The 18,960-nt window shown below is 45.6% G+C and carries 15 protein-coding genes; 13 read left to right on the top strand and 2 right to left on the bottom strand.

Features of this window, described 5'->3' with window-relative positions; all coding sequences use genetic code 11:
- Positions 1–51 precede the first annotated feature (51 nt).
- The gene (locus ACO0KZ_RS10325) at positions 52–1,071 is read left to right on the top strand and encodes a YgfZ/GcvT domain-containing protein (RefSeq protein ID WP_422995077.1); all 1,020 of its coding nucleotides are present in this window, start codon (positions 52–54) and stop codon (positions 1,069–1,071) included.
- A 9-nt stretch (positions 1,072–1,080) separates the two neighbouring features.
- Positions 1,081–1,383 (top strand): DUF4936 family protein, encoded by a 303-nt coding sequence (locus ACO0KZ_RS10330; RefSeq protein ID WP_422995078.1) that lies wholly within the window; start codon positions 1,081–1,083, stop codon positions 1,381–1,383.
- Between the two features lie 120 nt (positions 1,384–1,503).
- Here ACO0KZ_RS10330 and ACO0KZ_RS10335 read toward each other — a convergent pair whose 3' ends face one another.
- Positions 1,504–2,814, bottom strand: coding sequence for a homoserine dehydrogenase (locus ACO0KZ_RS10335; RefSeq protein ID WP_422995079.1), 1,311 nt, complete (start codon positions 2,812–2,814; stop codon positions 1,504–1,506).
- A 36-nt stretch (positions 2,815–2,850) separates the two neighbouring features.
- The gene (locus ACO0KZ_RS10340; protein WP_422995080.1) at positions 2,851–4,107 is read right to left on the bottom strand and encodes a pyridoxal phosphate-dependent aminotransferase; all 1,257 of its coding nucleotides are present in this window, start codon (positions 4,105–4,107) and stop codon (positions 2,851–2,853) included.
- 394 nt (positions 4,108–4,501) lie between these two features.
- Here ACO0KZ_RS10340 and ACO0KZ_RS10345 point away from each other — a divergent pair, with 394 nt between their 5' ends.
- The 11 genes from ACO0KZ_RS10345 to ACO0KZ_RS10395 all read left to right on the top strand — a co-directional run bounded on the left by ACO0KZ_RS10345 (position 4,502) and on the right by ACO0KZ_RS10395 (position 18,941).
- Positions 4,502–6,517 carry a recombinase gene (locus ACO0KZ_RS10345; RefSeq protein WP_422995081.1) on the top strand — a complete coding sequence of 672 codons (2,016 nt, stop codon included), beginning with the start codon at positions 4,502–4,504 and terminating at the stop codon, positions 6,515–6,517.
- Between the two features lie 150 nt (positions 6,518–6,667).
- A complete protein-coding gene (locus ACO0KZ_RS10350; protein WP_422995082.1) occupies positions 6,668–7,045 on the top strand; it encodes an Mth938-like domain-containing protein in 378 nt (125 codons plus the stop codon).
- Complete coding sequence (locus ACO0KZ_RS10355) at positions 7,042–8,718, top strand: glycosyltransferase family 39 protein (RefSeq protein WP_422995083.1); 1,677 nt, start codon at positions 7,042–7,044, stop codon at positions 8,716–8,718. Before ACO0KZ_RS10350 ends, ACO0KZ_RS10355 begins: the two co-directional genes overlap by 4 nt.
- Before the next feature lie 58 nt (positions 8,719–8,776).
- Complete coding sequence (locus ACO0KZ_RS10360; protein ID WP_422995084.1) at positions 8,777–9,904, top strand: DegT/DnrJ/EryC1/StrS family aminotransferase; 1,128 nt, start codon at positions 8,777–8,779, stop codon at positions 9,902–9,904.
- Between the two features lie 20 nt (positions 9,905–9,924).
- Complete coding sequence (locus tag ACO0KZ_RS10365; RefSeq protein ID WP_422995085.1) at positions 9,925–10,881, top strand: glycosyltransferase; 957 nt, start codon at positions 9,925–9,927, stop codon at positions 10,879–10,881.
- 40 nt (positions 10,882–10,921) lie between these two features.
- Entirely contained in the window at positions 10,922–11,833 is a 912-nt protein-coding gene (locus ACO0KZ_RS10370; RefSeq protein ID WP_422995300.1) for a formyltransferase, read from the top strand.
- 117 nt (positions 11,834–11,950) lie between these two features.
- The gene (locus ACO0KZ_RS10375; RefSeq protein ID WP_422995086.1) at positions 11,951–12,991 is read left to right on the top strand and encodes a bifunctional UDP-4-keto-pentose/UDP-xylose synthase; all 1,041 of its coding nucleotides are present in this window, start codon (positions 11,951–11,953) and stop codon (positions 12,989–12,991) included.
- Between the two features lie 86 nt (positions 12,992–13,077).
- Positions 13,078–14,022 (top strand): polysaccharide deacetylase family protein, encoded by a 945-nt coding sequence (locus ACO0KZ_RS10380; protein ID WP_422995087.1) that lies wholly within the window; start codon positions 13,078–13,080, stop codon positions 14,020–14,022.
- 67 nt (positions 14,023–14,089) lie between these two features.
- Positions 14,090–14,584 (top strand): peroxiredoxin, encoded by a 495-nt coding sequence (locus ACO0KZ_RS10385; protein ID WP_422995301.1) that lies wholly within the window; start codon positions 14,090–14,092, stop codon positions 14,582–14,584.
- 135 nt (positions 14,585–14,719) lie between these two features.
- The gene (locus ACO0KZ_RS10390) at positions 14,720–16,432 is read left to right on the top strand and encodes a PhoH family protein (RefSeq protein WP_422995088.1); all 1,713 of its coding nucleotides are present in this window, start codon (positions 14,720–14,722) and stop codon (positions 16,430–16,432) included.
- 247 nt (positions 16,433–16,679) lie between these two features.
- Complete coding sequence (locus ACO0KZ_RS10395; RefSeq protein WP_422995089.1) at positions 16,680–18,941, top strand: putative bifunctional diguanylate cyclase/phosphodiesterase; 2,262 nt, start codon at positions 16,680–16,682, stop codon at positions 18,939–18,941.
- The last annotated feature ends 19 nt before the right edge of the window (positions 18,942–18,960 follow it).

An 18,960-nucleotide genomic window follows, 5' to 3' on the forward strand; every position in this document is an offset into this window, starting at 1 on the left:
TAAAGGGAAGCATTCTGCATTGGCATAAAAACTGGAAAAAATGAGCACAATATGAGCACAACACAGCAATTTTTCGAAACATCAAAAACAATGGATGCCGGCAAACTCACCAGTGAACAATTACAAAATGGGTATATTTGTCTGATACAAGATCAGAGTCTGATACAAGCCAATGGCGATGATGCTGCTAGCTTTCTGCATAACCAACTCAGCAATGACGTTGAACACCTCAACAACACCCATTCACGGTATGCCGCTTACTGCACACCGAAAGGACGCATGTTGGCCAGTTTTTTATACTGGAAAACAGATGACAATATCGTGCTTCAATGTTCAGCCAGTTTGCAACCGGCGCTACAAAAACGCTTACAGATGTTTGTAATGCGCTCCAAAGTGAAGTTAGAAGACGTCTCTGAGCAATTTGCGCTTCTCGGCCTGAGCGGTAACGCAGCAGAAGCATTTTTATTGACGCAATTTAGCAAATTACCAAGTGCAATTAACGACAAATTGAGCAATGCGGCGGGTACTTTAATTCGCTTGCATGATGCCTTTGAAACTGCGCGCTATCAATGGCTCGTCTCTCATGCAAAATTTGCAGAAATAAGTTCGCAGATTGATGCAAGTTTACAGAAAGTAGATGACAGCATCTGGCGCTTGGGCAACATCCATGCAGGTTTGCCGCAAGTGCTCGAACAAAGCAAAGAAAAATTTGTGCCACAAATGATTAATTTTGAACTGATTGGTGGTGTGAACTTCAGAAAAGGCTGCTATCCAGGTCAAGAAATCGTAGCGCGCAGTCAGTACCTTGGCAAACTCAAACGCAGGATGGCAATTGCCCTAGTTAAAGCAGATACGGTTGATGTAGCGATGGAGATTTTTTCTGATAATGACCCAACTCAGCCTTGTGGAATGATAGTCAATGCCGAGCGCAACTTAAGTGATGAATTCGCCTGTCTGGTTGAAATTAAACTGGCCGATCAAGAACAAGGCAAAGTACACTTGGGCGTTAGTGATGGGCCCGTTTTCAATTTTTTACCTTTACCGTACGCCTACCTTGATGTAACTGAATGAGGTGATTCAATGGACTGCTATATCTATTACAAAGCTAAAGTGGAGCATGCGAGGCAAGTTCAGGTTTGCGTTAAGCGGCTGCAAACCTATGTTGTTGAGAATTTATGGGCGACTAGTGATTTTGCTATGGCACAGCCGCAACTGCAGCGACGCCCGGAAGCCATAGATGGACTTCATACCTGGATGGAGATCTATCGAAATGTACCCGCTCAATTTGAGCAGGTAGTCAAAGATGCGAGTGTTTCTTCTGGCGTCTTTGAATGTTTAATTGGTGAACGTCGCTTGGAGTATTTTATTGATGCTGACGCTTAGTTTCTGGAACAACGCTGATGACACTCGCCAGCACCTACATAACTTGAAACAAGCATTTTTCTACAAGGAGAGATCAAGACAATCTCTCCTTTCATCCTCAATTTCAATCAAAAGACTTCATTAGCTCAACTCTTCCAAACGCAACTTGGTAACTGTACCCGTCACCGAAGGCAAAGCTTCAATCCGCGCGATCGCCGCATCGACATTTTTCTCTTGCGTCTGATGTGTCAACATAATGATGTCAGTACGTGATTCGCCTTCTGCAGGTTCTTTTTGCAGCATGGCATCGATAGAAATCGAAAACTCAGCAAGTATCTTGGTCACATCGGCCAATACACCAGGCTTGTCTTCTACACGCATACGCAGATAGTAACTAGTGAATACTTCAGCGATCGGCAATACCTTTAAGTCGCTCAATGAATTTGGTTGAAATGCCAAGTAAGGAACACGATGCTCAGGATCGGCAGTCGCCAAGCGCGTGATATCGACAACGTCCGCAATCACTGAAGACGCTGTTGGCTCTGAACCTGCGCCTTTACCATAATACAAAGTGGCGCCGACAGCATCGCCTTGTACCAGCACTGCATTCATTGCGCCTTCGACGTTCGCGATCAGACGTTTTTCTGGAATCAAGGTTGGATGAACGCGTAACTCTATGCCTGCCTCACTACGCTTAGTAATACCCAAGAGTTTGATGCGGTAGCCAAGTTGCTCTGCGTATTCGATATCAGTCGCTTCTAATTTGGTGATGCCTTCGACGTAGGCCTTGTCGAATTGCGTAGGAATACCAAATGCGATGGACGCCATTATGGTCAACTTGTGAGCAGCATCGATCCCTTCGATATCAAAAGTCGGATCTGCTTCAGCGTAACCGAGCGCTTGTGCCTGTTTCAAAACAGTGGCGAAATCCAGCCCTTTATCACGCATTTCGGACAAGATGAAATTCGTAGTGCCATTAATAATGCCTGCGATCCATTGAATGCGATTCGCGGTCAAACCTTCGCGTAGGGCTTTGATGATAGGAATACCACCTGCTACCGCAGCTTCGAATGCGACCATCACGCCTTTATCTTGCGCAGCTGTGAACACTTCATTGCCGTGCTTGGCAATTAAAGCTTTATTCGCAGTCACAACATGTTTGCCATTCGCGATCGCTTTTAATACCAGGTCTTTGGCCACATCGTTACCACCAATAAGTTCGATCACAATATCAATGTCAGGATGATTCACAACCAGATTGCCATCAGTCACAATTTCCACTTCGTCTTTGACGATTTCTCTTGCACGCTCAACATTGCGTACGGCCACCATCGTAATTTCAATCGCACGACCGGCACGGCGCATAATCTCTTCTTGATTGCGCTTGAGAACATTGAAGGTGCCGGAGCCGACTGTGCCTAATCCTAATAGGCCAACTTTGATGGGTTTCATATATGCTTAAATTAATGTGAAAAGATTGATTATAAATTATTCTTTTGTCTGCTTGGCTGCAAATTCGCCCGTTCCATGGCGACGGCGATAGCCTTCGAGGAATCTCGCAATGCGCGCGACGGCGTCAGTCAAATCATCGGTATTTGGCAAGAAGACGACGCGGAAATGATCCGGCGCGATCCAATTGAAACCTGTGCCTTGCACTAATAAGACGCGTTGCTCAACCAAAAGATCTTGGATAAAAGACTGATCATCTACGATTGGATAAATAGCAGGATCAAGCTTGGGGAACATATACAGTGCAGCTTTTGGCTTAACGCATGTAACCCCGGGAATTGCTGTTAATAGTTTGTGCGCCAGATCGCGCTGCTTCAAAAGTCGACCGCCTGGGCCGACTAAGTCTTTGATACTTTGATATCCGCCCAGTGCAGTCTGGATCGCAAATTGTCCGGGCGCATTTGAACATAAGCGCATAGACGCCAACATATTTAGACCTTCAATATAGTCTTTGGCATGGCGTTTTTCACCAGAAATCACCATCCAACCTGCGCGATAACCGCAAGACCGGTAATTTTTTGAGAGGCCATTGAGCGTCAAGCACAACACGTCATCCGCTAAAGACGCGATCGAGACATGCTCAGCGTCGTCATACAAGGTTTTGTCGTAGATTTCATCTGCAAAAACAATTAATTGTTTTTCGCGGGCAACATCAATAATCTTTTGCAGAATTTCAACGGGATACAAAGCACCAGTTGGATTATTAGGATTGATCACGACTATCGCTTTAGTATTGGGCGTGATTTTGCGCTTGATATCTTCAATATCTGGCATCCAATCGGCACTCTCGTCACAGATATAGTGTACTGGTTTGCCACCAGATAGGCTCACTGCTGCTGTCCATAATGGATAATCTGGCGCAGGCACCAAGACTTCGTCACCTGAATTTAACAGGGCATTCATCCCCATCACGATCAACTCTGACGCGCCATTGCCGATGTAAATATCATCTATCGTGACACCACGAATTTTCTTTTCCTGGGTGTAATGCATAATCGCTTTGCGCGGCGCAAACATGCCTTTTGAGTCCGTGTAACCCGCGGCGCTTTGCATGTTTAAAATCATATCCTGGACGATCTCGTCCGGTGGACCAAAGTTAAACACGGCCAGGTTGCCGATGTTTAACTTGATGATTTTATGACCTTCGTCTTCCATCTGCTTGGCCTTTTCCATAACGGGGCCGCGGATGTCATAACAAACGTCTGCAAGTTTTTGGGATTTTTGGATGGGGCGCACGAGACTGCTTTCAAAAGGTAAATTATAAAATGCTGCACTGCCGAATGATCCATTCTGCCCAAAGCGCCCTATTTTATCAATGTGTTTTGGCAAAATATTCAATTAAGTCTTGTTTCCTGCGCTTACGGCACAATTAAATGAACAAAATTTGATGATTTTCCACAGGAAATAAGAACATTGCTTGTCCTATTCAAGGCTACAAGCGAATTCTATCAACCATTTTTTGATAAATCAGGCAAGATTCGACACAAGGCTCAATTTAATGATTGCGTTTCTGCAGCACCTCTAAGACGTGTGTACCTTCCTTCATTCAACTGTAAGAGCTGGTATAAGCATGAATGAGCCGCACCGATGAGCACCAACAAGCACGAACAACACAAGCCAGGACGATTAAATGCTCAGAGAATTATTACTACAACTGCAAGCGCCACAGGAAGAAAATTTTGACCCTTTACCAAATTTAATGCTTTTATTAGATGCGATCCGGCCAACTTCCACATCAAGACCATCGCAATTGTCAGTCTTAAACCAACTATTGCAAACGGAACCCACTTTGGCAAACGGCTTGCGCACCCATATTTTGTTGTTGTTAGGTCAGCGTCATTCTGTTTTGCTATTGGCGACCTCAGGCATTTACCCTGGAACTGGCGTCTTCGCTGAAACGCTACGCCGACTTTCGCACAAACTATTACCGGAAGTCGACAACGACAAACAATTGAAGGATGCACTGCGCGAAATGCTCAAAGTCAGCGATGCAGACTGGCTCGCGAGCAGCGACCTGAAAGACTGGAAAGATTTGGTCATGCTTCTGAATTTCTCCCAAGCACCCAAGGAAATTCAGATAACCAGCACCACAAAACCACTGCTCTCAGACGTACTCGAGGCTTTGCGTGTTGTCGCGCATCGTATCGCAGCAGCTGGCTTAGAGCCAGAAATGCTGCGACTTGATCCCAGTCTGGAAAACCATGCATCCCCATTTCTCGGCGTCTGCGAAGAAGCACTACAACTCAGTAGGGAGATAGAAAATCAGATCAGTAGGGGCGACAGCGCAGACATGCAACACATTGACGCGCGTCATCTTGACGTTTTAATTAATCAGGCCAGCGCCACAATAGACCGCGTACGTCGCCGTGCACAGCAACAAGGTGCTAGTTTTTACCTAACCTTTCGCTTACGTCGATTGCAACAACATTTAGATAGATTAGATAGGCTTACGGCGCTACTGGCCGCCTACATCAGTCAGAACGATGAAGAAATCAGCACCCAAATAGCCGATTTATGGTGCGAACTCGCGATCGCTGAGTGTAGTCAAAATAATATTCGTCAATTTTGGCGTCAGAATGCCGAACTGGTTGCCTTGCGTGTCACCGAAAACGCAGGTCGTAGCGGTGAACACTACATTACCGAAACACGCAGTGACTACTTTGCCATGTTAAAAGCGGCTGCCGGTGGCGGTCTTGCAGTTGCCTTGGTAGCTGCGATTAAGATTAATATTGGAACTCGTGGTTTGGCACCTTTGGCTGAAGTATTGGCCAATTGCCTCAATTATGGATTGGGTTTTGTCTTAATACATTTGCTGCATTTCTCGGTCGCGACTAAACAACCGGCAATGACCGCCAACGCGATCGCGGCGGCAATTGGCGAGATACAAGGAAACACACGCGAACGACAACGAGACCTGGAGCCTTTAGTTACCCTGATCGCACGCACCATACGCACACAATTAGCTGCCATTGCGGGCAATATAGGTTTAGCCATTCCCGTTGCACTCCTAATCGCTTATTTGGTGCAACAGGTCAGTGGTGCACACTTCATCACGCCCGCGAAAGCCAAGCATTTATTGCATGACATTGATTTGCTCAGTGCTGGAACCTTAATTTTCGCTGGCATCGCAGGCGTTTGTTTATTCTTAGCAGGTTTAATCGCTGGCTATTACGACAACCTTTGTAGCTATAGTCGCATTCCTGAACGCTTGAACCGCCTGCAATGGGCACAAAAACTATTCGGCAAAGCGCGCTGGGGACGTGTCAGCGAATACATACGCAATAATCTTGGTGTTTTAGCTGGCAATTTCTTTCTAGGTTTTTTATTAGGTGGAGCGGCGGGCCTGGGAGCATTGTTAGGTTTGCCGCTGGATGTACGTCATACAACACTATCATCCGCCATGTGGGGCTACTCCCTGTTTGCGCTCGATTTTCAACTGCCTTGGCAATTAATTCTTACTACGGCACTCGGCTTTTTGGGAATAGGCATTATGAATCTAGGTGTGAGTTTTTATCTGGCCCTTTCAGTTGCTTTACGCGCCCGCGGCGTCGACTTTACCCAGCGATTGAGTTTGGGCAAAGCGCTAGGCCGTCGCTTTATTAAGAGTCCCAGAGAGTTCCTGTTACCACCAAGAAAAGAGATTTAGTTATTTCTTGCAGTATGCCTTTCCTTTGAGCAAATACAAGAAAAAAGCTACAATGCCGCAGCTTTCTTAAGTGACACTAAAATTGGTACTTAAGTGTTATTCCAGAAGCGCTGCTTAACGCGCATTTTTCAAACTTCAACATAAAATTACATGAAGCTCCACGCGACCAATACCCAACAATATCAAACTGTTACCGCCTATGATGACGCTGGTGTCGAATTTAATGCGATTCGCTATGAACACAGCCTGATCGTTCTGCCTGAAGTAATGCCTGTTGCTTGGAATGTGGCGAACTTCGAAGCATTAACTGCTGCGCATTTTGAGCAAATCGCAGCTACCGAACCTGATGTCGTCATCTTGGGCACAGGAAAAAAACAAAAATTCATCCATCCTAAAATAATCACCGCGCTCAGCGCTAAGCACAAGGGCGTCGAATGCATGGACAACCAAGCCGCCTGCCGCACCTACAATATTTTGATGGCCGAAGGTCGTAAAGTTGCGTTAGCTTTGATTCTGGAGAAACTATGAATCAGTCACAATCCTCTTACTTAAAGACTCCTTATGACTCAGTTCGAACACTTTGGACAATATTGGTAGGATTCTTAGTTATCTGGTTTTACATGCTCGGTGCACGTACGCTAGTACCAACCGACGAAGGTCGTTACGCTGAAATGGCGCGTGAAATGGTGGCGACTGGTGATTGGATTACGCAACGCTTAAACGGCATCAAATATTTCGAAAAGCCACCACTACAAAATTGGATGAATGCGTTGACGTTTAGCCTATTCGGCCTAGGCGATTGGCAAGCACGTTTGTGGACGGGCCTGTGCGGTCTGATTGGCATTTTAGCGGCGAGTTATACGGCATTCAAAATCTATGGCCGTCGAGTAGCAATTAGTACGACTTTGATTTTGGGTTCTAGTTTTTACTGGGCTGCGATGGGACACATCAACACCTTGGATATGGGCTTATCCGGCATGATGACCTTGGCATTGTGCGGTTTGTTATTAGCACAACGTGATGGTGCTAGCGACAAAGAGCAAAGAAATGGCATGCTACTGTGCTGGGCGGGTATGGCTCTAGCAACGATGTCTAAAGGCCTAATCGGCTTTGTGTTACCGGGCGCTGTGCTGGTTTTGTATACGGTTTGGACACGCGATTTTGGCTTGTGGTTACGTCTACATTTGGGCAAAGGCTTGCTTCTGTTTTTTGCGATTACCGTTCCATGGTTTATATTAGTGTGGCAAGCGAATCCTGAGCACCCACACTTCTTCTTTATCCACGAACATTTTCAACGCTTCACCAGCACCGTGCATAAACGCGGTGGCGCTTGGTACTATTTCTTTCCATTGTTGATCATCGGTATCGTGCCTTGGCTAGGCTTGTTATTACAAAGCTTATTGGCATCGGTGCGCAAAGAACAAAGTCAGTTCCAAGCTAAAAAAATGTTGACGATCTGGACAGTCTTTATTTTCTTTTTCTTTAGTGTTTCAGGTTCAAAATTACCGTCTTATATTTTGCCGGTATTTCCAGCCTTGGCGATTTTGATTGCCTGTGAATTAGAGAAAATATCTGTGATGAGTTTGCGCATCAATGCAGGTCTATTGGCTCTAATTGGCGTGGCCTCGTTGCTGTTCTCTCCAAAAATCGCAGATATTGCTAAAGCACCATACGAGCTACCATTTTACGAAGCAATGATACCTTGGGCCTATGCCGCTGCCACCATTGCATTAGCTGGTGGCTTAGTAGGCATCCTGTTCGCGAAACGCAATAAAGATATAGCTGTACTCGCGATAGCAATTGGTGGCTATCTCGGCGGCCAAGTGGTTTTCATCGGTCACGATCAATGGGGCAAATACAGTGCGGGTGTCTATCACCTACCTGCCATTCAAGCTGAATTAAGAGCTGACACACCGATTTTTGCGGTGGGTCGCTACGAACAATCACTACCATTTTACTTGCGCCGTACGACAATTTTGGTTGAGCATCCAGACGAAATGCAATTTGGCGTTGGCATACAACCAGAATTATGGATACCAAAACGCGCTGACTTCATTCTCAAGTGGCGAGCGATGCATGCAAAAGGTGAAAAGGCAGTAGCTTTCCTGAATCCCACTGTCTATAAAGCGATGCAAGATGAAGCGGTGCCGATGAAAGTTATCGGTGAAGACCCTAAGCGGATTATCGTCGCAATTCCTTAATCTAAGTTGTCATTCACGTCCGCACTGATCAACACTATTTGTTTTACGAAAGAATACTATGAGCACTAACCAGGCATTTCTTCCATTTACTAAGCCAACAATCGACGAAGAGACCATCAGTGCCGTGGCTGAAGTACTGCGCTCGGGATGGCTCACGAGTGGTCCCAATGTAAAAGCCTTGGAAGCACAATTGTCGACTTACTTTGGCGGTCGTCCGGTACGCACCTTTAACTCCGGCACTTGCACGATGGAGATCGCTTTGCGTATTGCGGGTATCGGCGCTGGCGATGAGGTCATTACGACGCCAAATTCCTGGGTTGCCACTGCCAACGTAATTATCGAAGTTGGGGCTACGCCTGTGTTTGTGGATATTGATCCGAAAACACACAATATTGACCTGAACAAAGTCGAGGCAGCGATTACACCGCGCACCAAAGGCATTATTCCGGTTCACATGTGCGGCCTGCCTTGCGACATGGATCAGTTGTACGCCATTGCAAAGAAACACAATTTACGTGTCGTCGAAGACGCGGCGCAAGCTATCGGTTCAACTTGGAAAGGCCAACGCATAGGCGCGTTCGGTGATTTCGCGTCCTTCAGTTTTCAAGTGAATAAAAACGTGATGACGGCCGAAGGTGGTTGCCTCGTATTGAATAACGAAGACGAAGCGAAATTGGCTGAAAAATATCGCCTGCAAGGTGTTTCACGCACAGGACTCGACGGTATTGACGTCGATGTCTTGGGTGGCAAATACAATATGACGGATATTTCAGCCGTGATCGGTCTTGGGCAAATGAAGCGCTTGGAAGAGTTCAATGCTAAGCGCAAAGCACTCGCGCATCATTACTTCACAAGCTTCGGTACCGATTTTGAAACACTGACTGGCGCTGAATTACCGGTCGCTGATTTTACGAATTCGAACTGGCACATGTTCCACATTGTTTTGCCTGAGCGCGTCAATCGCGCGGAATTTATGCAAAAAATGTTGGATATGGGGATTGGACTTGGTTACCACTATCGCGCTATTCATTTGTTCACCTTGTACCGTGAACGCGGCTTTACCGATGGTATGTTCCCGATCGCAGAACGTGTTGGCAAGCAAATTGTAACACTACCGCTTTTCCCAGCCATGAGCGAAAGTGATGTCGAACGCGTGGTGTCTGCGGTAAAATCCTGCCTACTTTAATTTCCGGACAGAAAATCACAATGCATCCTGAACTTTCCGTCGTCATTCCTGTATACAACGAAGAAGCTGGCCTTGCCAATTTATATGCGCGACTTTACCCAGCTTTGGATAAACTTGCAGAGCGCGGCATCACTTACGAAATTGTTTTTGTTAATGACGGCAGTCGTGATCGATCCGCTGAAATCCTGGCGGATCAATTTCGCTTGCGCCCTGATGTGACTCGCGCTGTTTTATTTAATGGCAACTACGGTCAGCACATGGCGATCTTGGCAGGTTTTCAGGCTAGTCGCGGTGAAATCGTAGTCACATTAGATGCTGATCTACAAAATCCGCCGGAAGAAATTGGTGCCTTGGTCGACAAGATGCGAGAAGGCTACGACTATGTTGGCTCAATTCGCCGCAAACGTCAGGATGCCGCTTGGCGCACTTACTTGTCAAAAGCGATGAATCGCATTCGTGAAAAAATCACCCGCATTAAAATTACGGATCAAGGCAATATGTTGCGTGCCTACGGTCGCAATGTGATTAATCTGATTAATCAATGTACCGAAGTCAACACCTTTGTCCCCGCCCTCGCCTATACCTTTGCGCGTAAGCCGACCGAAATTGTGGTGGAGCATGAAGAGCGCACGGCGGGTGAATCTAAGTATTCTTTCTACAGTCTGATTCGCTTGAATTTTGACTTGATGACGGGCTTTTCCATCATGCCTTTGCAGTTGTTTTCTATGATGGGGATGATTTTGTCGGGGTTGTCAGGCGGCTTGGTGGTTCTGTTGTTGATCCGCCGCTTTTTGCTCGGTGCAGAAGCCGAAGGCTTGTTCACTTTGTTCGCGATTGCCTTCTTTATGATGGGTGTGATTTTGTTCGGCATTGGTTTGTTAGGCGAATATGTTGGCCGCATTTACCAGCAAGTACAAGGCCGACCGCGCTTTGTGGTACAAACTATTTTGGAAGAAAAGTCCGGAGATCAAGCTTAATATGATTGCCTCCGAAACTAAGGATGCCGCTAATCCGGCAATGCCGTCTGCAGTCGTCTTCGCCTACCACAGCGTTGGTGTGCGCAGCATCAAAACCTTACTGGCGCGCGGAATCGATATCAAATTGGTCGTCAGTCATGAAGACAGTGCGACGGAAACTATCTGGTTTGAATCAGTCGCAGCACTGTGCGAAGAGCGTGGCATTGCACGCATTACGCCGGACAATCCGAATACACCTGAGGTGATTGCGCAAATTGCGGCATTACAGCCAGATTTCATCTTCAGCTTCTATTACCGCAATATGTTGTCAAACGACATTTTGGCACTTGCAAAACGCGGCGCTTACAATTTACACGGTTCTTTATTGCCGAAGTACCGCGGTCGTGTCCCAGTAAATTGGGCAGTGCTACATGGCGAAACCGAAACCGGTGCGACTCTGCACGAAATGACGGTAAAACCAGATGCCGGCGCAATTATTGGACAAACAGCAGTACCGATCTTGCCCGATGACACGGCATTTGAAGTATTTGGCAAATTAACCGTCGCCGCTGAGCAAACTTTATGGAATGCTTTGCCAGCGATGATTGCAGGAAATGCACCACGCATTCCCAATGATTTAAGCAAAGGCAGCTATTTTGGCGGACGCAAACCTGAAGACGGGCGCATAGACTGGACTAAATCTGCACAAGACGTCTATAACTTGCACAGGGCTGTAGCACCGCCTTATCCCGGCGCTTTCACCGACATCAATGGCAAACGTTTCATTATAGAAAAAGCACGTCTAATTAATCATTCCACCACAAAAGTTCCTGCAAATTTGCCGCAAGGACTATCTGTAGTGGATAATGTCATTTTTGGCGTCTGTGGTGATGGTAAGGCGATTGAGATTTTGGCCTTACAGCACGAAGGTAAAACGATGGACGAAGCCGCTTTGAAGCTTCTGTTTGCCTAAATCCTTGACCTCGCTACGAATCGATGATGCATCGTTTATATAGCATGACGCTAGCCGAATCCAATATCCGAATCTACTATACGAATCTACTATAATTAATTTCTCAGAGAAACTACTATGAAAAAAGTCCTTATCCTTGGCGTGAATGGTTTTATCGGTCACCACCTGTCCAAACGCATTCTCGAAACGACGGATTGGGAAGTGTATGGCATGGATATGCAAACTGAACGTTTGGGTGATTTACTCAACCATCCACGTATGCATTTCTTCGAAGGCGATATCACAATCAACAAAGAATGGGTTGAATACCATGTTAAAAAATGTGATGTGATTTTGCCTTTGGTCGCGATCGCAACACCATCGACTTATGTAAAACAACCTTTGCGTGTGTTCGAACTCGATTTTGAAGCGAATTTACCTATCGTCCGTTCCGCAGCGAAATACGGCAAACACTTGGTATTCCCATCCACGTCCGAAGTGTATGGCATGTGTCATGACGAAGAATTTGATCCGGAAAATTCCGAATTGATTTGCGGCCCTATCAATAAACCACGTTGGATTTATTCTTGCGCTAAGCAATTGATGGATCGTGTCATCTGGGGCTATGGCATGGAAGGTTTGAATTTCACACTGTTCCGCCCGTTTAACTGGATCGGAGCTGGTTTGGATTCCATTCACACACCAAAAGAAGGATCTTCACGTGTGGTGACACAATTTTTCGGTCACATCGTTCGTGGTGAGAATATTTCCCTAGTCGATGGCGGTGCGCAAAAACGTGCGTTCACGTATATCGACGATGGAATTGACGCATTGGTACGTATCATCGCCAATAAAGACGGTGTCGCTTCCGGAAAAATCTACAATATCGGCAATCCAACCAATAATCACTCTATCCGTGAATTGGCACACATGATGTTGGACTTGGCGGCAGAGTATCCCGAGTACGCTGAGTCGGCGAAAAAAGTGCAATTGACTGAAACTACTTCTGCAGCTTATTACGGCGGTGGCTATCAAGACGTACAAAATCGCGTGCCGAAAATCACCAATACTTGCGAAGAATTAGGATGGGCACCAACCACGACGATGGCAGACTCTATGCGTCATATTTTTGATGCTTACCGCGGTCAAGTGGCGCAAGCACGCGCCTTGATGGACTAAGTTTCTGTCCGCGCCAGGATTTGCAAAATCAGCGAGTCCTGACGTTTTCTGTATTCGAATACTGTCTTAAACAAAAAAAGTCATTGATGCCCACTATCGTATTAAAGATTGATGTGGACACCTACCGAGGCACTCGTGAAGGAGTGCCGAATCTGGTGCGCATCCTTAAGCAACACCAAGCTAATGCCACGTTCTTGTTTTCCTTGGGTAAGGATCACACAGGATGGGCTTTACGCCGCGCATTTCGCCCAGGTTTTTTCAAGAAAGTCTCTAGAACTTCGGTGCTCGAACATTACGGTCCTAAAACTTTAATGTACGGTGTATTTTTGCCTGCTCCAGATATTGGCAAGGAGTGTGTCGAAGAAATGCGTGCCGCGAAACGTGCTGGCTTTGAATGCGGAATTCACTGTTGGGATCATGTCGTGTGGCAAGACAATGTCCGTCATCGTGGCGAGGCATGGACAAAAAAGCAAATGCTAGCTGCTTACGAGCGCTACAACGAGATTTTTGGTGCACCGCCAAAAACATATGGTGCGGCAGGCTGGCAGATGAATCCGCATGCTTTCGCGCAATTGGATCAATTTGGTATGCACTATTCGTCCGACACGCGGGCGTTGTTAAAGGAAGATGGATCCCTGGCGAACCCGGCTGCGGGACCGTATCGCCTAAGTCATGGTGATCAGGTTTTTGACTGCGTACAATTGCCAACCACCCTACCCACCCTAGACGAATTGCTCGGCGTAGAAATTGATGGGGCTGTCGTTACCGAATCCACCATTGCCTCGGTTATTTTGGGTTTGACGGCTGAACCGAAAAATCATGTGTTTACGATGCATGCAGAGCTTGAAGGGCAAAAACTTGCCCCCATATTAGTCGAATTGCTCAATGGTTGGAGCGAACAAGGTTATTTGTGTATCTCGATGGGGCAATATTTTGCCAATATTCGTGAGCAAGAACTACCGGTTCATCCATTGACATGGGCTGAGCTCCCCGGACGCTCAGGAGAATTGCTCGCACTAGATGCCAAATAAGCGACTAGGCGTTTAGATTTCTCCACAAATCATTTTCCAGGAGAACCTTGTGTCAGAAAATCTCAGTATCCTCAATAACACCAACAACGAAGCAGTTAGTGCGTTAGGTTGTGAGGTTCCGCAATTTTCCGCAGCGATGACTGGTGCGACAGAATTTAAGTTAAGCGCTCATGCGGGCAAAAAAATCATTCTCTATTTCTATCCAAAAGACAATACGCCTGGCTGTACAACAGAAAGCATTGCCTTCCGCGATATTCACTCTCAATTGCTAGCCAGTAATGCGGTGATTTTTGGCATTAGCCGAGACAGTTTGCGTTCACATGAAGGCTTTAAGAACAAATTGGAACTTCCATTTGAACTGATTTCCGATCCAGATGAGACACTTTGCCTGATGTTTAATGTGATGAAAATGAAAAACATGTACGGTAAACAAGTCCGTGGCATCGAACGCAGCACGTTTGTTATTGACGAATCTGGCAGATTAGTGAAAGAATGGCGTGGAGTGAAGGTCGCCGACCACGCTCAAGCTGTGTTAGATTTTGTGAGTAGCAAACCTAATTGAAATCACGTCATTATCTATCAGAATCAAAGGAAAGCCGTTTCAGAAGACCAAGCAGTCTTCTTAAGCGGCTTTTGTTTTTGTTATTTTACTTCCGTCTTTTTTTACTTCGTAATTCAACTTTATTAAGAGGTTCGAATGCCTTTACCAAAATTGCCGACTAAACCAGCGGCCCTGCTTTCTCCAAAAGACTATCCAAAAGCAAGCCAGGGAACACATAAAAAAACGACAGAATCTGAATTAAAAACGGCAACCAATAGTAAGTCTAAAGTTAATGTCAAAGTGTTACCAGTACCAAACTTAAAAACACCTGTATCACCAGCTAAAGAAGTGGCGAGGGTTGCTACCACTACCTTAACAAAAACCACACAACAACCGACAACTATTAACAAATCAAAGCACAATCCAGCAAAATCACCTGTCAGCAAAGCGGCCGATAAAAAGGGCATTGCCAAGCTCTTTGTCTTGGATACTAATGTCTTGATGCATGATCCAACCTCATTATTCCGCTTTGAAGAACATGATATCTATCTTCCCATGATTACCTTGGAAGAGCTCGATGATCACAAGAAAGGTATGTCAGAGGTTGCCCGCAATGCTCGTCAAATTTCCCGCTCACTCGATGCGTTGGTAGGCGAAATCGAGAACGAAGACATTGAGCAAGGCATAGAGTTGTCTAAGCTCGGCAACAAAGACGCCAAAGGTCGTTTATTCTTCCAAACCAAATTACAAGGAGGCTCGCTGCCGCAAGGTTTGCCGCAGGGTAAAGCAGATAATCAGATTCTCGGTGTGGTCCGGGCCTTAGAAGCTGAATTCCCGGGGCGCCCTATCGTCTTAGTATCAAAAGACATCAATATGCGCATTAAAGCACGCGCCTTGGGCTTACCTGCAGAAGATTATTTCAACGATCATGTGTTAGAAGACTCCGATTTGCTTTACACGGGCATTGTGCAATTACCCAACGATTTCTGGAGCAAGCATGGAAAAGGGATAGAAACCTGGCAAGAAAATCGTAATGGTATCAGTACCACTTTTTATCGAATTACAGGGCCGCTCATTCCCAGCCTTTTGGTGAATCAATTTGTCTACATGGAGCCGAACAACGGTGAAGCCTCATTTTATGGACAAGTTCGCCAAATCAACGGCAAGACCGCTGTGCTACAAACCTTGCGCGATTATGGCCACTCCAAACACAGCGTTTGGGGCGTCACATCACGCAACCGTGAACAGAATTTTGCACTGAATCTACTGATGGATCCTGAGTGTGATTTTGTCACTTTGCTGGGTCAGGCTGGAACCGGCAAAACTTTATTGGCGTTGGCAGCTGGCTTGGCTCAAGTATTGGAGACCAAGACTTACAACGAAATCATCGTGACCCGCGTCACCGTTCCTGTCGGTGAAGATATCGGTTTCTTGCCAGGCACGGAAGAAGAAAAAATGTCACCTTGGATGGGTGCCTTTGACGATAATCTCGAAGTTTTGAACAAATCCGATAACGACGCAGGTGATTGGGGGCGTGCAGCAACCCAAGATTTGATACGTTCAAAAATCAAAATTAAATCGCTTAACTTCATGCGTGGTCGTACCTTTGTCAATAAATTCTTAATTATTGATGAGGCACAAAATCTTACGCCGAAACAAGTCAAAACATTGGTAACCCGTGCCGGCCCTGGAACTAAAATTATTTGCCTAGGTAACATCGCTCAAATTGACACACCGTATTTAACTGAAGGCTCTAGTGGTTTGACCTATGTAGTGGACAGATTCAAAGGTTGGTCCCATAGCGGACACGTGACTTTAGCCAGAGGTGAGCGATCTAGACTGGCGGATCATGCCAGCGAAATTCTCTAACAAACCTAAAAATTAAACAACATAAAGGCGCGTAATGCGCCTTTATTTTTACCCTGCTAGTTTATCTAGAGAAATAAACTTTACAATTCACTGATGATAAGTAAGAATTTCCGAAGGGTTTTAGTATTTAAATTTGAGCTTGCTCGTTCCGATCCTATACTTAAACAAAAAACACCGTAGATTAAGTCGAAATTTTGGCACCTCAAACTCGAGTAGTTTAGTCATATTAACCGAGATACAAGTAGCGATGAGCGACCACACCCAGCAAGATGACGCACTTTTTTTCGTTGAAGACGATACGATACCAAGTGATGTTTCTCAAAATACGCAATTGCCCGATTGGAATATCCTAATCATCGATGACGATCCGGATGTTCATACTGCCACCATGTTTGCCCTGAACGGCTTAAAAATTCAAAATCGAAATCTACATTACTTGCACGCCTATTCAGCCTCGGAAGCGAGACACCTGCTTATACATAGTGAAGCGATTGCCGTCATTTTGCTTGATGTGGTCATGACAGATGAAAACGCTGGGCTTCAATTGGTAAGTTATATACGGCAAGACTTGCTTATGAGAGATGTACGGATTATTTTAAGAACAGGTCAGGCTGGATATGCACCTGAGGTGGAAGCGATCCGCGATTACGACATTAACGACTACAAAAATAAGACTGAACTAACGCAGGCAAAACTTTTCACTACCGTCACCTCCGCGATCCGTTCCTATGAACAAATCTGCACGGTTTCGTCTAATAGGTTAGGGCTTGAGGCAATTATCAAAGCAAGTGCGCGGTTGATGGCACTTAGCGACATACAAGAATTTGCCGAAACCATTTTAGAGCAAGTCTTAGACTTAATCTTACATGATGCAGATGCATTTATTTGTGCTATTAATTTCTCTGATTTTTCTCATGGTGGAGAGGACCTGAGTAAAGGCGCCCATATTATCGCCAGCAAAGGCAAATATTTGGATTGGAATAATCAAGCATTCGTGCAAGTCGCCGAACGCAAGCAGCAAGCGATGGTGCAAAAAGCCCTGTTCGAACGTAAACATGTATATGAAGTCGATAGTGTAGTGCTGTACTTTAGCAATCACGAGAGCGTTAGCATGGGGATGTACTTTGATACTGGTTTCGATATAACAACCAGCCAGATTCGCTTGCTTGATATGTTTTGTAGCAACGCCTCCGTTTGCCTAGAAAATGTTGCCTTGAGCTCTCGCATGCATAACTTGGCTTTTTTCGATCCTCTTACCGGTCTATCCAATCGCTTACATCTTCTACAAACTTTGAGCGCCAGTTTACGTTCGCATAAGAAATATGACAGTGTGCTTGTTCTGGTCGACATCGATCATTTTTCTGAAACGAATGATGCATTGGGACATCATTTTGGCGACTTTTTACTATGTGCTGTCGCACGTCGCTTATTGGATCATTTCGGAGATGCCTGTCAGATCGCACGTATAGGGAATGATATTTTCGGCATGTTAGGCCACGAGGAAATGGTTGCACCCGAAATGATTTTGAGCTTGTTCACCAAGCCATTTTTGGTCGATGGGCAAAAGATGCAGATTTCTGTCAGTTTAGGCTTAATTAAACTTTCTGATTACGAACTGCAAGCAGCCGATGCATTAAAAGATGCCAACATAGCCTTAAAACGCTCAAAAATTCATAACAGGTCGAGATACACCTACTTTACCAAGGATCTCGGAGTCGAAATCCGTGAACGGGTTCGGATGATGCACGCCTTGCGCGCTGCGTTCGAAAGAGACCGACTGTTCGTGGTCTATCAACCGCAAGTCAACATGCAAACAGGCAAGACTGTGGGTGCTGAAGCGCTGTTAAGGTGGCGCGCCGAGGATGGCTCATTCATTCCCCCAGATCAGTTTATCCCTATCGCTGAATATTCTGGATTAATTGTAAATATTGGTGAATGGGTATTACGTAGTGCGTGCTTTGAATGGAAGCAATTGAGCGAGCATGCAGACGCCTCGTTCAGGATCGCAGTCAATGTATCCCAAGCACAATTCTCACATCCTTTATTTTTACAAAGTGTAGCTCGTGCCGTAGTTGATTCAAATATTCCACCTGATCGTCTTGAACTTGAAATAACGGAATCGATGGCGATGACCGATCCTGAAGTTTTGATAGAAAGTATCGCAAAATTAAAAACGATGGGAGTAAGAGTATCAATCGATGATTTTGGCACAGGTTTCTCGTCCTTAAGTCATTTACAAAAGCTGAAAGTCGATAAATTGAAAATCGACCGCACTTTTGTCAATCAAATGAGCAGCACCAGCCACAACGCTAGTATTGCCAAAATGATTGTGCAACTGAGTCAAAGTCTCAACATTGACGTTATTGCTGAAGGTGTAGAAACCCAAGAACAAGCTGATTTACTAATGTCTTTTGGTTGCGTTTTTGCACAGGGATTTTACTACTCCAAGCCAAAAATCCACACAGAATTTAAGGATTGGTTAAGTCGCGCTCAATTACTCCCCAAATAGAAATCAGACGACAAACGTA

Source organism: Undibacterium sp. Di24W (assembly GCF_049340325.1).
In the GTDB taxonomy this organism is placed as follows: domain Bacteria; phylum Pseudomonadota; class Gammaproteobacteria; order Burkholderiales; family Burkholderiaceae_D; genus Undibacterium.